Annotated in this window: 6 protein-coding genes, 1 tRNA gene and 1 rRNA gene; 7 read left to right on the top strand and 1 reads right to left on the bottom strand. The window is 69.7% G+C overall.

The annotated features are described in order from the left end of the window. The first annotated feature begins 128 nt into the window (after positions 1-128). The 3 genes from rrf to IE260_RS02180 all read left to right on the top strand — a co-directional run bounded on the left by rrf (position 129) and on the right by IE260_RS02180 (position 1,177). Positions 129-245: ribosomal RNA gene (gene rrf, locus IE260_RS02170) — 5S ribosomal RNA — on the top strand. A 114-nt stretch (positions 246-359) separates the two neighbouring features. Then, positions 360-1,022, top strand: coding sequence for a DegT/DnrJ/EryC1/StrS family aminotransferase (locus IE260_RS02175; protein ID WP_189869043.1), 663 nt, complete (start codon positions 360-362; stop codon positions 1,020-1,022). Positions 1,023-1,104: 82 nt separating this feature from the next. Beyond that, positions 1,105-1,177, top strand: a tRNA-Thr gene (locus IE260_RS02180). A 47-nt stretch (positions 1,178-1,224) separates the two neighbouring features. Here IE260_RS02180 and IE260_RS02185 read toward each other — a convergent pair. Next, positions 1,225-3,978 carry a SpoIIE family protein phosphatase gene (locus tag IE260_RS02185; RefSeq protein ID WP_189868714.1) on the bottom strand — a complete coding sequence of 918 codons (2,754 nt, stop codon included), beginning with the start codon at positions 3,976-3,978 and terminating at the stop codon, positions 1,225-1,227. A 393-nt stretch (positions 3,979-4,371) separates the two neighbouring features. Between IE260_RS02185 and IE260_RS02190 the strand changes: the two genes are divergently transcribed. The 4 genes from IE260_RS02190 to IE260_RS02205 all read left to right on the top strand — a co-directional run bounded on the left by IE260_RS02190 (position 4,372) and on the right by IE260_RS02205 (position 14,873). Then, positions 4,372-9,852: a HAMP domain-containing hybrid sensor histidine kinase/response regulator gene (locus tag IE260_RS02190; RefSeq protein WP_189868715.1), complete on the top strand. Its 5,481-nt coding sequence runs from the start codon at positions 4,372-4,374 to the stop codon at positions 9,850-9,852. Positions 9,853-10,185: 333 nt separating this feature from the next. Next, positions 10,186-10,860, top strand: coding sequence for a response regulator (locus IE260_RS02195; protein WP_189868716.1), 675 nt, complete (start codon positions 10,186-10,188; stop codon positions 10,858-10,860). A 142-nt stretch (positions 10,861-11,002) separates the two neighbouring features. Then, positions 11,003-13,765 (top strand): DNA translocase FtsK, encoded by a 2,763-nt coding sequence (locus tag IE260_RS02200; RefSeq protein ID WP_189868717.1) that lies wholly within the window; start codon positions 11,003-11,005, stop codon positions 13,763-13,765. Between the two features lie 271 nt (positions 13,766-14,036). Continuing rightward, positions 14,037-14,873 (top strand): helix-turn-helix domain-containing protein, encoded by an 837-nt coding sequence (locus IE260_RS02205; RefSeq protein ID WP_189868718.1) that lies wholly within the window; start codon positions 14,037-14,039, stop codon positions 14,871-14,873. The last annotated feature ends 118 nt before the right edge of the window (positions 14,874-14,991 follow it).

The raw sequence follows: 14,991 nt of genomic DNA on the forward strand, positions 1-14,991 counted from the left end.
GAAGCACCGTGAGGTGTGGAGGTGACTGGTACTAATAGGCCGAGGGCTTGTCCTCAGTTGCTCGCGTCCACTGTGTTGGTTCTGAAACCACGAACAATCGTTGCCGGTTGTTGATTGTTTCATAGTGTTTCGGTGGTCATAGCGTAGGGGAAACGCCCGGTTACATTCCGAACCCGGAAGCTAAGCCTTACAGCGCCGATGGTACTGCAGGGGGGACCCTGTGGGAGAGTAGGACGCCGCCGAACAATCATTCAAAGGGTTGGACCCCGAACTTCGGTTCCGGGTCCAACCCTTTTTTGTTCCGTGTCACTTGAAGTTCACGTCGCGCAACCACCATCCCCGGTATGGGTACTGCTGCAATGCTCAGGGCCGCCGGCGTCGGAGTGGGAGACGAGGTCGTCGTCCCGGCCTTCGGGAACGTTGAAGTGGCCGAGGCTGTCGCCCTGATCGGTGCGCTGCCGGTCTTCGCGGACATAGATCCCGTGTCGTACTGCCTCGACGCTGCCGCCGTGGAGGCGTCCCTGACGGCACGGACCGCGGCCGTGGTCGTCGTGCACCGGTTCGGTCGGCCGGCGGACATGGGACGGCTGCATGCGATGGGGCAGCGGCACGGACTGCTGGTGCTGGAGCACGGGGAGTCCGAGGCGCCGTACGACGAGATAGCGCAGCGCAGGCAACGAGTGGCCTATCTGGACGCCAAGTTGCGGGGAGTACGGACACCCGACGGGGGTGACGGGCACACCTACCAGCAGTACGTGGTGCGGGTGCCGGGGAACGGGCGGCCGGACCGCGACGCATTCGCCCGGGCCGTGCGCGGCAGGGGAATCGAGTGCCGGGTACCGGTGAAGACCCCTGTGCATCGGCTGCCGGGATTTCGCCGGTGCGTGTCGTTGCCCGAGACCGAGCGGGCCGCCGACGAGACGTTGGCCCTGCCGGTGGAAGCCGCGCTGACGAAGCGGGACATGCAGCGGATCGTCTCCGCGTGCAATGCGCTCGGGGGACTGCTGCAGCCCGCGTTCTGACGGACGTGGTGGTTGGGAGCACGGGCCCGGTCGGGGTATGATCTATTCCGTTGCCGCGAGGGAAACCTCAGGAAAGCAACAGGCCCCTATAGCTCAGTCGGCAGAGCGTCTCCATGGTAAGGAGAAGGTCAACGGTTCGATTCCGTTTGGGGGCTCCGACAGAAAGGCCCCGCCCATTCGGGCGGGGCCTTTTTTTCATGTCCTAGTCCTGGTGCGGTTCCGGCACGCGCATCGCCAGGATCGCCATGTCGTCGGACGGGGCGTCCGACGCGAAACGCTCCACCGCGCGCATGATGCGGGCCGCCACCGCGCCGGCCGTGAGGCCTGTGCAGGTCGTCAGGACGTCCGCGAGGCCGTCGTCGCCCAGCATGCGGGTGCCCTCGCGGCGTTCGGTGACCCCGTCCGTGACGCAGAGGAGGACGTCGCCGGGGTCGAGGGTCACGGTCTGCTCGTACAACTCCAGGTCCTCCAGGACGCCGAGGAGCGGCTGGGGTTCCGCAGCCGGTTCGACCGTGCCGTCCTGGCGGAGGCGGAGCGGAAGCGGGTGGCCGGCGCAGACGACCTTCAGTTCCGCGCTGCCGTCCTCCTGAGGGCGCATCTCGCCGTACAGAAGGGTGAGGAAGCGGCTGCGGGCGCCCTCGTCGAGGATCGCGGAGTTGAGGCGCTCCAGGACCGCCGGGCCGCTCAGTCCCTCGCGGGCGAGGAGACGCAGGGCGTGCCGGGCGAGGCCGGTGACCGCCGCCGCGTTCGGGCCCGTACCGCAGACGTCGCCGATGGCGAACCCGTATGCGCCGTCGCTGATGGGGAACAGGTCGTAGAAGTCACCGCCGACCTCGTTGCCCTCGCCGGCGGCGCGGTAGATGACCTCCACCTCCACCCCGTCGATCAGGGGCAGCTCGGGCGGCAGGAGGCTGCGCTGGAGGGACTGGCTGATGGCCGTGCGCTCCGAGTAGAGGCGGGCGTTGTCCAGGGCGAGGGCGGCCCGGCGGGACAAGTCCTCGGCCAGTTCCAGGATCTCCTGGCGGAAGTGCTCGTCGGTGGGCTTGCCGAGGGTCAGCATGCCGATGACGCGGTTGCGGGCGACGAGGGGCAGGACCACCGTCTCCCCACCGACCGCGGAGGCGGTGGCCAGGGTCGGGCCGATTCCCGGCGTCACCTGCTGCGTGGGGCCGCCGCTCAGGCCCAGGCTGCGCATGGAGGTGCGCAGCGCCGCCTGGTGGGCCACCTCGCCGGGTGCCGACCAGACGCGGGCGCCCGGGGTGGGTACCGGGTCGGGCGCGGGGACCTTCGCCAGCAGGGACTTGATGCCGTCGATGAGTTCCTCGTCCTCGTGCAGGACGTACGACAGGTACGGCTCCGACGCCTGGTCGGCGATGGTGTAGACGGCGCACCAGGTGGCCAGGGTGGGGACCGTCATCTGGGCCATCAGGGCCAGGGTCTGGTCGCGGTCCAGGGTGCCGGCGAGGAGGTCGGAGGCCTCGACGAGGAAGCTGAGGGAGCCGCGGCGCAGGCGTTCCAGTTCGCCCAGGCGGGCGGACTCGACGGCCAGGGCGATGCGGTCGGCGGCGAACTGAAGGCGCAGGGCCTCCTCGTTGGAGTAACGGCCGGCGGCCTCCGCGGCGACGCCGAGGGAGCCGGTGAGGCGGCCCTCGACCTTCAGGGGGACCGTGACGACCGAGCGCATGCCCGTGCCGTTCAGCAGCGGCACCGCGCCGGGGACGGCCGCCAGGTCGTCGTGGACGGCGGGCATGCGGGCGGAGCCGTAGCGGCCGGGGCCGGCCTCGACGGGGACGCGGGCGAAGCGCTGGCGGGCGGAGGGCAGTCCGGTGGAGGCGCGGACCTCCAACTCGGTTTCGTCGTCGGTCGCGAGCAGCAGGAAGGCGGCGTCGCCGTCGAGCATGTCGCGGGCGCGTTCGACCGTGCGCTGGAGGAGACCGTCGAGGTCGTCGGGGGCGGGGGAGCCGATGAACACCTCGAAGGGATCGGTGCTCTGGCCCTCGACGGATGCCGACGTGTCGGAGGCCGGGGTCCGCAACGGGGTCTGCAGAACAGCCCGTTCGGGGTCCCGGACGAGGAGGCAGACGGTTGACGGCTCCCCGCTGGTGTCGCGGACGCGGAGGTGGGAGGCGTACACCGGGGTGACGCGGCCGTTGGCGCCGCGGATGCCGTAGCTGCCCTCCCAGCGGGAGAGCTGGAGCGCCTCCGCGATGCCGGTGCTGGTGCCCGGCGTGTGCGGCCAGGCGGCGAGGTCGGTCAGGGGCTTGCCGGTGACCTGCTCGGCCGGGTACCCGAAGAGTTCCTCGGCGTCCTCGTTCCAGGCGGTGATGGTGCCGGTGCGGTCGATCTGGACGACGGCGACGCGGACGCGGCCGTCGGCGAGCGGCAGGAGGTCGGCCGGGAGGGAGGGCCCGGCGGTGCGGGTGCCGACCGGGCGTTCGGGGAGGGCGAGCTGGAACCAGACGTTCTTGTGGGTCGGGGTGTACTCGACGCCCCAGCGGCCCGCCAGGGCGGCGCACAGCTGGAGGCCGCGTCCGCCCTCGCGGTCGGGGCTGCCCATGTTGACGGCGGAGCCCTGGAGGGGGACCTCGCGTTCGGGGTAGCGGTCGGCCACCTCGATGCGTACCCCTTCGTCGGTGCGCAGGCAGACCACGTCGGCGGCGGTGCCGGCGTGCACCACGGCGTTGGTGACCAGTTCACTGGTGAGCACCACGGCGTCGTCGACGATGTCGGCGTAGCCCCAGCCCTGAAGGGTGTCGCGGACGAAGGAGCGGGCGCTCGCCACCGATCGTCCGACGGGCTCGAAGCTGGCGGCCGCGCGCGCGGTGATCACAGAACTCCTCGACCCTCTCTCCCCGTGCACGGCCTCGTGGCCGACCGGCTCGTGCCGCTGCTGCGGCAGATCCCCCGTCGGCCCGGGGTCCGGGGGCTGTTCCCCCGGGATCAGTCCGGTGGTCATGTTTCCGGCCGCCCCTCCGATGCCCGCTCGTCTCCGTGCCACCGCCCAGGCCGGGCAAACCGGCATGGCTGGACAGCCGCATGCAAGGTTACTTACCTTCGCCGTCCATGCTGATGCCGGTCCGCAGTGTTTCCGCCCGGAGGGTGTGCGGACGATGTGCGAAGCTGCCGAACTGTTATGGCCTGGTTCGGCCGGGGTGAAACACTGGGCAAGCTTCCTGTGAAGGTCCGGGCGGACCGATTGGTCGCGGCGTACGGCGGGCAGCAGCGCTGGAGCGGCCCGGCGCGTGGCCAGGAATGCGCGACGGAACGGGAAGTACGCGGCAGTAACCGGTACGCCGAGCGGTGGTACCCGGGCACAGCAGTAATGGTCGACCCCTGCGGGAGGGACACAGTGGAGTCTGGCGCAGCGACGCGGGGCACGAAGGCGCGCGCGAAGGGCGGACAGTCCCCGAACAACCAGGGCAGGGCGCGGGGTGGCACCACCACGGTGGACACGGCCGCGCTGAACCGGCTGCTGGCGGCTCTCGTGGCCATGCGTGAGGGGAACTTCCGCCGGCGGCTCACGGTGTCCGGGGACGGCGTGATGTCGGAGATCGCGGCGGTCTTCAACGAGGTGGCCGACCGCAATCTGCATCTCACCGGCGAGCTGGCGCGGGTGCGGCGCATGGTCGGACGTGAGGGGAAGCTCACGGAGCGGCTGGAGACGGGGGCCTGCGAGGGCTCCTGGGCGGCGGCGATCGACAACTCGAACGCGCTCGTGGACGACCTCGTACGACCCGTCTCCGAGGTCAGCCGGGTGCTGTCGGCGGTGGCGGACGGTGATCTGTCACCCCGGATGGAGCTACGGTCGCCGGCGCCGGAGGGCCCCGGGCATCCGCTGCGCGGCGAGTTCCTGAAGGTCTCGCGGACCGTGAACAACCTGGTGGACCAGCTGTCGACGTTCACCGACGAGGTCACGCGCGTGGCCAGCGAGGTCGGTACCGAGGGCAAGCTGGGCGGACAGGCCCAGGTGCGCGGGATGTCGGGTTCCTGGAAGGACCTCACGGACTCGGTCAACACGATGGCGTACCGGCTGACGGCCCAGGTGCGGGACATCGCGCTGGTGACGACGGCGGTCGCCAAGGGCGATCTGTCACGCAAGGTCACGGTTCACGTGGCCGGCGAGATGCTGGAGCTGAAGAACACCGTCAACACGATGGTGGACCAGCTCTCCGCCTTCTCCTCCGAGGTGACGCGCGTCGCCCGTGAGGTGGGCACCGAGGGTGCGCTGGGCGGGCAGGCCCAGGTGCCGGGTGTGGCCGGTGTGTGGAAGGAGCTGACGGATTCCGTCAACACCATGGCCGGGAACCTCACCGCCCAGGTGCGCGGGATCTCCGAGGTGACGACCGCGGTGGCCAACGGCGACCTGTCGCGGAAGGTGACCGTGCCGGCCCGCGGCGAGGTCGCGCAGCTCGCCGAGACGATCAACCAGATGACCGAGACGCTGCGGATCTTCGCGGACGAGGTCACGCGCGTGGCCAACGAGGTCGGTGCCGAGGGGCGGCTCGGTGGCCAGGCGAACGTGCCGGGAGCGGCGGGTACGTGGAAGGACCTCACCGATTCGGTGAACACGGTGTTCCGGAACCTGACCACTCAGGTGCGGGACATCGCCGCCGTGACGACGGCCGTGGCCAACGGCGACCTGTCGCAGAAGGTCACCGTCGACGTGGCCGGCGAGATGCTGGAGCTGAAGAACACGGTCAACACGATGGTGGACCAGCTGTCCGCCTTCGGTGCCGAGGTCACGCGGGTGGCCCGGGAAGTCGGTGTCGAGGGCGAGCTGGGCGGTCAGGCGCAGGTGCCGGGGGCGGCGGGTACCTGGAAGGACCTGACGGACTCGGTCAACACGGCCTTCCGGAACCTCACCGGGCAGGTGCGCAACATCGCCCAGGTGACGACGGCCGTGGCCAACGGAGACCTGTCGCAGAAGGTCACCGTGGACGTCTCCGGTGAGATGCTCCAGCTGAAGAACACCGTGAACACGATGGTGGACCAGCTGTCGAGCTTCGCCGACCAGGTCACGCGGATGGCCCGGGACGTGGGCACGGAGGGCCGCCTCGGGGGTCAGGCCCGTGTCGACGGCGTGTCGGGGACCTGGAAGGAGCTGACGGACTCCGTCAACTTCATGGCCGGGAACCTGACGTCCCAGGTGCGGCAGATCGCCCAGGTGACGACGGCGGTGGCGCGGGGTGACCTGTCGCAGAAGATCGACGTCGACGCGCGCGGGGAGATCCTGGAGCTGAAGAACACCATCAACACGATGGTCGACCAGCTCTCCGCGTTCGCCGAGCAGGTCACGCGGGTCGCCCGTGAGGTGGGCACGGAGGGTCGCCTCGGCGGCCAGGCCCAGGTGCCCGGCGTCGCCGGTGTGTGGCGGGACCTGACCGACTCGGTGAACGGCATGGCCGGGAACCTGACCGCGCAGGTGCGCAACATCGCGCAGGTGGCGACGGCGGTGGCCCGCGGTGACCTGTCCCAGAAGATCACCGTGGACGCGCGCGGGGAGATCCTGGAGCTGAAGAACACCCTGAACACGATGGTCGACCAGCTGTCGTCGTTCGCCCAGGAGGTCACACGGGTCGCCCGCGAGGTGGGTACGGAGGGCATCCTCGGCGGCCAGGCGGAGGTGCAGGGTGTCTCCGGCACCTGGAAGGACCTCACGCAGTCCGTGAACGGCATGGCCAACAACCTGACCATGCAGGTCCGCAACATCGCCGAGGTGACGACGGCCGTCGCCAAGGGCGACCTGTCGAAGAAGATCACCGTCGACGCCAAGGGCGAGATCCTCGAGCTGGTCACGACCGTCAACACGATGGTCGACCAGCTGTCGTCGTTCGCCGAGCAGGTCACGCGGGTCGCCCGTGAGGTGGGTACGGAGGGCATCCTCGGCGGCCAGGCGCACGTGCCGGGCGTCGTGGGCATCTGGAAGGACCTCAGCGACAACGTCAACCTGATGGCCAAGAACCTCACCGTCCAGGTGCGGAACATCTCCCAGGTGGCGGCGGCCGTCGCCAACGGCGACCTGACGCGGACGGTGACGATCGAGGCGCGTGGCGAGGTCGCCCAGCTCGCCGAGACCTTCAACACGATGGTGAAGACGCTGAGTTCGTTCGCCGACCAGGTCACCAAGGTGGCCCGTGAGGTGGGCACGGACGGCATCCTCGGCGGCCAGGCGCACGTGCCGGGTGTGGCCGGCACCTGGAAGGACCTCACCGAGTCGGTGAACCAGATGGCGTCCAACCTGACCGGTCAGGTGCGCAACATCGCCATGGTCACGACCGCCATCGCCAAGGGTGACCTGACCAAGAAGATCGACATCGACGCGCGCGGGGAGATCCTGGAGCTGAAGACGACCATCAACACGATGGTCGACCAGTTGTCGTCCTTCGCCGAGGAGGTCACGCGCGTGGCCCGCGAGGTGGGCACGGAGGGACAGCTCGGCGGGCAGGCACGCGTGCGTGACGTCGACGGCACCTGGCGGGACCTGACCGAGTCGGTGAACGAGATGGCCGGGAACCTGACCCGGCAGGTGCGCGCCATCGCGCGCGTGGCGACGGCGGTGACCCGCGGCGACCTGAACCTGAAGATCGACGTGGACGCCTCCGGGGAGATCCAGGAGCTTCAGGACTACATCAACAAGATGATCGCCAACCTGCGCGACACCACGATCGCCAACAAGGAGCAGGACTGGCTCAAGGGCAATCTCGCCCGGATCTCCGCGCTGATGCAGGGCCGCCGCGACCTCCAGGACGTGGCCTCTCTGATCATGAGTGAGCTGACCCCGGTGGTCTCGGCGCAGCACGGCGCGTTCTTCCTCGCCATGCCCCTCGTCGACGGACAGGAGCCGGCCGCCGCCGACGACGACCAGTACGAGCTGCGCATGCTCGGGTCGTACGGCTATTCGATGGGCTCCATGCCCACGTCGTTCCGGCCGGGTGAGGCACTGGTCGGGACGGCCGCCCAGGAGAAGCGCACGATCCTCGTGGAGAACGCGCCGAGCGGGTACCTGAAGATCTCCTCCGGGCTCGGGGAGGCGCCGCCCGCCCAGGTGATCGTCCTTCCGGTGCTGTTCGAGGGGAAGGTGCTCGGCGTCATCGAGCTGGCGTCCTTCACCCCGTTCACACAGATCCAGAAGGACTTCCTCAACCAGATCGCCGAGATGATCGCGACGAGCGTCAACACCATCTCCGTCAACACCAAGACGGAGGTGCTGCTGAAGCAGTCGCAGGAGCTGACCGAGCAACTGCGCGAGCGGTCGGAGGAGTTGGAGCAGCGGCAGAAGGCGCTGCAGTCGTCCAACGCGGAACTGGAGGAGAAGGCCGAGCTGTTGGCGCAGCAGAACCGCGACATCGAGGTGAAGAACACCGAGATCGAGGAGGCGCGGCAGGTCCTGGAGGAGCGTGCCGAGCAGCTCGCGGTGTCGATGCGCTACAAGAGCGAGTTCCTCGCCAACATGTCGCACGAGCTGCGTACGCCGCTCAACTCGCTGCTGATCCTGGCCAAGTTGCTGGCCGACAACGCCGAAGGGAACCTCTCCCCGAAGCAGGTCGAGTTCGCCGAGACCATCCACGGCGCCGGGTCGGACCTGCTGCAGCTCATCAACGACATCCTCGACCTGTCGAAGGTCGAGGCGGGCAAGATGGACGTCTCGCCGACGCGCATCGCGCTCGTCCAGCTCGTGGACTACGTGGAGGCGACCTTCCGGCCGCTGACCGCGGAGAAGGGCCTGGACCTGTCCGTGCGGGTGTCCCCGGAGCTGCCCGCCACGCTGCACACCGACGAGCAGCGGCTGCTGCAGGTGCTGCGCAACCTGCTGTCCAACGCGGTGAAGTTCACCGACTCCGGATCGGTCGAGCTGGTCATCCGGCCCGCGCGCGACGACGTCCCGCAGGCGATCCGGGAGCAGCTGCTGGAGGCGGGCTCGGTGACCGATCCGGACGCGGATCTGATCGCGTTCTCCGTGACGGACACCGGCATCGGGATCGCGGCGAGCAAGATGCGGGTCATCTTCGAGGCGTTCAAGCAGGCCGACGGCACCACCAGTCGCAAGTACGGCGGCACGGGCCTGGGGCTGTCGATCTCGCGGGAGATCGCGCAGCTGCTGGGCGGTGAGATCCACGCGCAGAGCGAACCGGGGCGCGGCTCGACGTTCACGCTGTACCTGCCGCTGCACCTGAGCGAGCTGCCCCCGCACGGCTACCAGCAGGCCCTGCCGGCTCTGGGGGCGGGCGAGCTGGTGGCGTCCGCGGCCGCCGAGCTGCCCGCGGGGCCGCCGGACGCGCAGACGGAGACGCCGGCCGAGGTGAAGTCGTACCAGGAGACGCAGAACGGTGCCGCCGCGTTGTTCCGGCGCCGCCGCAAGGCCGCGCCGGAGCCCGAGCAGCGGCCCGCGCCGCAGGAGCAGCGGCCGGCCGCCGAGCGGGACGCGGCGTCGCAGTCCCGCCGCGGCATCCGGTTCGGCGGCGAGAAGGTACTGATCGTCGACGACGACATCCGCAACGTCTTCGCGCTCACCAGCGTCCTGGAGCAGCACGGTCTGTCCGTGCTGTACGCCGAGAACGGCCGCGAGGGGATCGAGGTGCTGGAGCAGCACGAGGACGTGGCGGTCGTCCTGATGGACATCATGATGCCCGAGATGGACGGATATGCGACGACCACGGCGATTCGCCGGATGCCGCAGTTCGCGGGCCTGCCGATCATCGCTCTGACCGCGAAGGCGATGAAGGGCGACCGGGAGAAGGCGATCGAGTCGGGCGCCTCCGATTATGTGACCAAGCCGGTGGACCCCGATCACCTGCTCACGGTGATGGAGCAGTGGATGCGCGGCGAGTGAGGGGTACGGTCGGAAGCAGCCGCTCCGGCGTGCGATCGTGGTGCGTGCGAAAGTGACGGGATACTTCGTTGTTCACGCGGAGTTGCTGACTCAGTGTGCTCGAAGTCGTGTAGAAGTGCGGGATTCGGGGAACCTTCTGGTCTCCTGCTGCGTTTCTGCTACGTGCACAGTGACATCGCGGTGACAGGGTGTGGCGACGGGCGGGGTGCGGCTACGATGACCGGCACAAGGACGGACGGCGCAAGGGAGTCGTCCCCTGGGGCGGCACCCGCCGGTGTCACCCCAAGTCCTGCGGACAGGGGAGGCCCCACGCCGGGGCGAGGAGGGCGGGCCATGGTGCAGAAGGCCAAGATCCTCCTGGTCGATGACCGGCCGGAGAATCTGCTGGCGCTGGAGGCGATCCTCTCGGCGCTCGATCAGACGCTGGTGCGGGCATCGTCCGGGGAGGAAGCGCTCAAAGCACTGCTCACGGACGACTTCGCGGTCATTCTGCTGGACGTCCAGATGCCGGGCATGGACGGTTTCGAAACCGCGGCGCACATCAAGCGTCGGGAGCGGACCAGGGACATCCCGATCATCTTCCTCACCGCGATCAACCACGGACCGCACCACACCTTCCGCGGGTACGCGGCGGGCGCGGTCGACTACATCTCCAAGCCGTTCGACCCGTGGGTGCTGCGCGCGAAGGTCTCGGTCTTCGTCGAGCTGTACATGAAGAACTGCCAGCTGCGGGAGCAGGCGGCCCTGCTGCGGCTCCAGTTGGAGGGCGGCGGCAAGGCCGCGGGCGGTGAGGCGAAGGAGCCGGCCGGACTGCTCGCCGAGCTGTCGGCGCGGCTGGCGGCCGTGGAGGAGCAGGCCGAGGCGCTGTCCAAGCAGTTGAGTGACGAGTCGACCGACGCGGCGGCGGTGGCCACGGCGGCTCATCTGGAGCGCAAGCTCACGGGCTTGCGGCGGGCGCTGGACGCCCTGGAGCCGGGCTCCGCCGGAGACCAGACCGCGGTGAACTGAGGTCCGACGGTGGAGCGGCCCGTGAGGACACGTCAGAGCCCGTACCGGAAGCGTCAGTTCCGGGTCTTCGCGTGGACGACACGAACGGGTGAAGCAGTGGGCACGCGTGTCGACTGCCGTCTCCACCGGTAACCTCACACCCATGGCCTCACGTCCCTCCGCAGCCAAGAAGCAGCCCGCGAAGAAGGCGGCAGCTCCCGCGAAGGCTCCGGCGAAGAAGGCCGCTGCGAAGAAAGCCCCCGCGAAGAAGGCCCCTGCCAAGAAGGCCGTGGCGAAGAAGGCCGCGCCCAAACCGGCACCCAGCCCCACCGGGGGCGTCTACCGACTCGCACGCGCCCTCTGGCTGGGCCTCGCGCACGCCGTCGGCGCCGTGTTCCGCGGGATAGGCCAGGGTGCGAAGAACCTCGACCCGGCGCACCGCAAGGACGGCGTCGCGCTGCTGCTGCTCGGCATCGCGCTGATCGTCGCGGCGGGCACCTGGGCCGACCTGAAGGGCCCCGTCGGCGACCTCGTCGAGATCCTGGTGGCCGGCGCCTTCGGTCGGCTCGACCTCCTGGTGCCGATCCTGGTCGCGGTCATCGCCGTGCGTCTCATCCGGCACCCGGAGAAGCCCGAGGCCAACGGGCGGATCGTGATCGGGCTGTCCGCGCTGGTCATCGGTGTGCTCGGCCAGGTCCACATCGCCTGCGGCTCGCCCGCGCGCAGCGACGGCATGCAGGCCATAAGGGACGCCGGCGGCCTCATCGGCTGGGGCGCGGCGACTCCGCTGTCCGTCACGATGACCGACGTACTGGCCGTGCCGCTGCTCGTGCTGCTCACCGTCTTCGGGCTGCTGGTGGTCACCGCCACCCCGGTCAACGCCGTTCCGCAGCGGCTGCGGCAGCTCGGGGTGCGGCTCGGACTCGTGAGCGACCCGGTGGCCGACGAGTTCGGTGAGGACGACGAGCGCTACGAGGAACAGTGGCGCGAGGCCCTGCCGGCGCGGCCCCGCAGGCGTGGCGGACCGGCTCCGGAGACGTACGACCCCGACGGCGCGGAGCAGGAGGCCCTCGCCCGGCGTCGCGGCCGGCCCCGGCGGTCCGCCGTGCCGCAGCCCGACATGAACCGGCCGATGGACGCCGTGGACGTCGCCGCCGCGGCCGCCGCCGCGCTGGACGGTGCCGTGCTGCACGGGATGCCGCCCTCGCCGCTGGTCGCCGACCTCACCCAGGGCGTGAGCGTGGGGGACCGCGAGCCGACGACGCCGACGCCCGTCCCGGCGGCCCGGCCCCAGCCGGGCAAGCCCAAGCAGGAGAAGCCCAAGCAGGAGGAGAAGCCCAAGCAGGACAAGCTGCCGGAGGACAAGCCCACGTCGGCGGTCCCCGACCTCACGAAGTCCCCGCCCGTCGAGGAGCGCGAGCTGCCGCCGCGCGCCGAACAGCTCCAGCTGTCCGGCGACATCACCTACTCCCTGCCGTCCCTCGACCTGCTCACGCGCGGCGGCCCCGGCAAGGCCCGCAGCGCCGCCAACGACGCCATCGTCGACTCGCTCACCACGGTGTTCACCGAGTTCAAGGTCGACGCCCGCGTCACCGGCTTCACCCGCGGGCCGACGGTCACCCGCTACGAGGTCGAGCTGGGACCCGCCGTGAAGGTCGAGCGGATCACCGCGCTGACCAAGAACATCGCCTACGCCGTCGCCAGCCCCGACGTACGGATCATCAGCCCGATCCCCGGCAAGTCCGCGGTCGGCATCGAGATCCCGAACACCGACCGCGAGATGGTCAACCTCGGCGACGTCCTCCGGCTGGCGGAGTCCGCCGAGGACGACGACCCGATGCTGGTCGCCTTCGGCAAGGACGTCGAGGGCGGCTACGTCATGCACTCGCTGGCGAAGATGCCGCACATGCTGGTCGCCGGTGCCACCGGCTCCGGCAAGTCGTCCTGCATCAACTGTCTGATCACGTCGGTCATGATGCGGGCGACGCCCGAGGACGTCCGGATGATCCTGGTCGACCCCAAGCGCGTGGAGCTCACCGCCTACGAGGGCATCCCGCACCTGATCACACCGATCATCACCAACCCGAAGCGGGCCGCCGAGGCGCTGCAGTGGGTCGTACGGGAGATGGACCTCCGCTACGACGACCTCGCCGCCTACGGCTACCGGCACATCGACGACTTCAACCGGGCGGTGCGCGAGGGCAAGGTCAAGCCGCCCGAGGGCAGTGAGCGCGAGCTCCAGCCGTACCCCTACCTTCTGGTGATCGTCGACGAGCTGGCCGACCTGATGATGGTCGCGCCGCGTGACGTCGAGGACGCGATCGTGCGGATCACGCAGCTCGCGCGCGCGGCCGGCATCCACCTGGTGCTCGCCACCCAGCGGCCGTCCGTCGACGTCGTCACCGGCCTCATCAAGGCGAACGTGCCCTCCCGGCTGGCCTTCGCCACCTCCTCGCTGGCCGACTCCCGCGTCATCCTCGACCAGCCCGGCGCGGAGAAGCTGATCGGCAAGGGCGACGGCCTCTTCCTGCCGATGGGCGCGAACAAGCCGACCCGTATGCAGGGCGCCTTCGTGACCGAGGAGGAGGTCGCGGTCGTCGTCCAGCACTGCAAGGACCAGATGGCGCCCGTCTTCCGGGACGACGTCGTCGTCGGCACCAAGCAGAAGAAGGAGATCGACGAGGACATCGGCGACGACCTCGACCTGCTGTGCCAGGCGGCCGAGCTGGTCGTCTCCACGCAGTTCGGGTCGACCTCCATGCTCCAGCGCAAGCTGCGCGTCGGCTTCGCCAAGGCCGGGCGCCTGATGGACCTCATGGAGTCGCGGAACATCGTCGGGCCGAGCGAAGGCTCAAAGGCGCGTGACGTTCTTGTGAAGCCCGACGAGCTGGACGGCGTGCTCGCGGTGATCCGGGGGGAGTCTTAGGGGTAGGGAGGGACCGTACGCGGGGATCGCCTCGTTGGGCGAGCCGCGACGGCCGAGTGGCCGATCGTGACTCATCCGTAAGGGACCATTGAGCAACCGTTTCCCCTAGACGCACGTCAAGTTGAGGGAAGCGACAAAGAGGTAGCGCACCATCGGGATGCCGGGCCATTCCGATGGCGTACGAAGTGCCACCGCCCGGATGCCCCACCCGTTCGCACCCCCCTAGACTGAACGTCCAGCACAGGCGGCTATACGCTCGAAAGGCGCCCCCGTGTCCAACGGCAACTCCCCCGAAGACGAGCGTCCGTTCGAAGACGTTTCCGAGGAAGCCCGCCCCTCCATCGGTCGTGCCCTGCAGCAGGCGCGCATCGCCGCCGGGTTGACCGTCGACGACATCAGCACCGCCACCCGTGTCCGTATCGCCATCGTGCACGCCATCGAGGCGGACGACTTCACCCCCTGCGGCGGGGACGTCTACGCCCGGGGGCACATCCGGACCCTGGCCAAGGCCGTGCAGCTCGACCCGGCCCCGCTGCTCGCCCAGTTCGACACCGAGCACGGCGGACGCCCGGCCCCGACCCCCGCCGCACCCCTGTTCGAGGCGGAACGCATCCGTCCCGAACGGCGCGGACCCAACTGGACCGCGGCCATGGTCGCCGCGATCGTCGCCGTGATCGGCTTCGTCGGGTTCACGGTGTTCAAGGGCGGCGACGGCGGCTCCGAGGCGCAGGTGGCCGAAGGGGCCCAGCCGACCGCCGGCAAGTCCGCCTCGCCGAGCCCGACGGCGAAGAAGCCGGCCGACCCGAAGCCGGACCCGACCGACAGCGCCATTGCCGCCGCGCCCCGGGACAAGGTGACCGTCCAGGTCAGCGCCACCGACGGCCGCAGCTGGATCTCCGCGAAGGACCACAACGGCCGACTCCTCTTCGACGGGCTGCTCAAGCAGGGCGAGTCCAAGACCTTCCAGGACAACGAGAAGGTCAACCTCGTGCTGGGCGACGCCGGCGCGATCCAGCTGTACGTGAACGGCAAGAAGATCGACGACGACTTCCAGCCGGGGGCCGTGGAGCGGCTGACGTACACGAAGGGCGACCCGCAGGTCGGATGAGAGGCCCCGAAAGGGCGAGCGCTCACGGGACCGGCCGGGATCGGCAGGGCCTGTCCGGCGGATCAGGCCGAGCGTGACCTCGGCCTGATCCGCCGGACAGGCCCTGACCCCGTCGACG

This window comes from Streptomyces viridiviolaceus (genome assembly GCF_014650995.1).
GTDB classification, from domain to species: domain Bacteria; phylum Actinomycetota; class Actinomycetes; order Streptomycetales; family Streptomycetaceae; genus Streptomyces; species Streptomyces viridiviolaceus.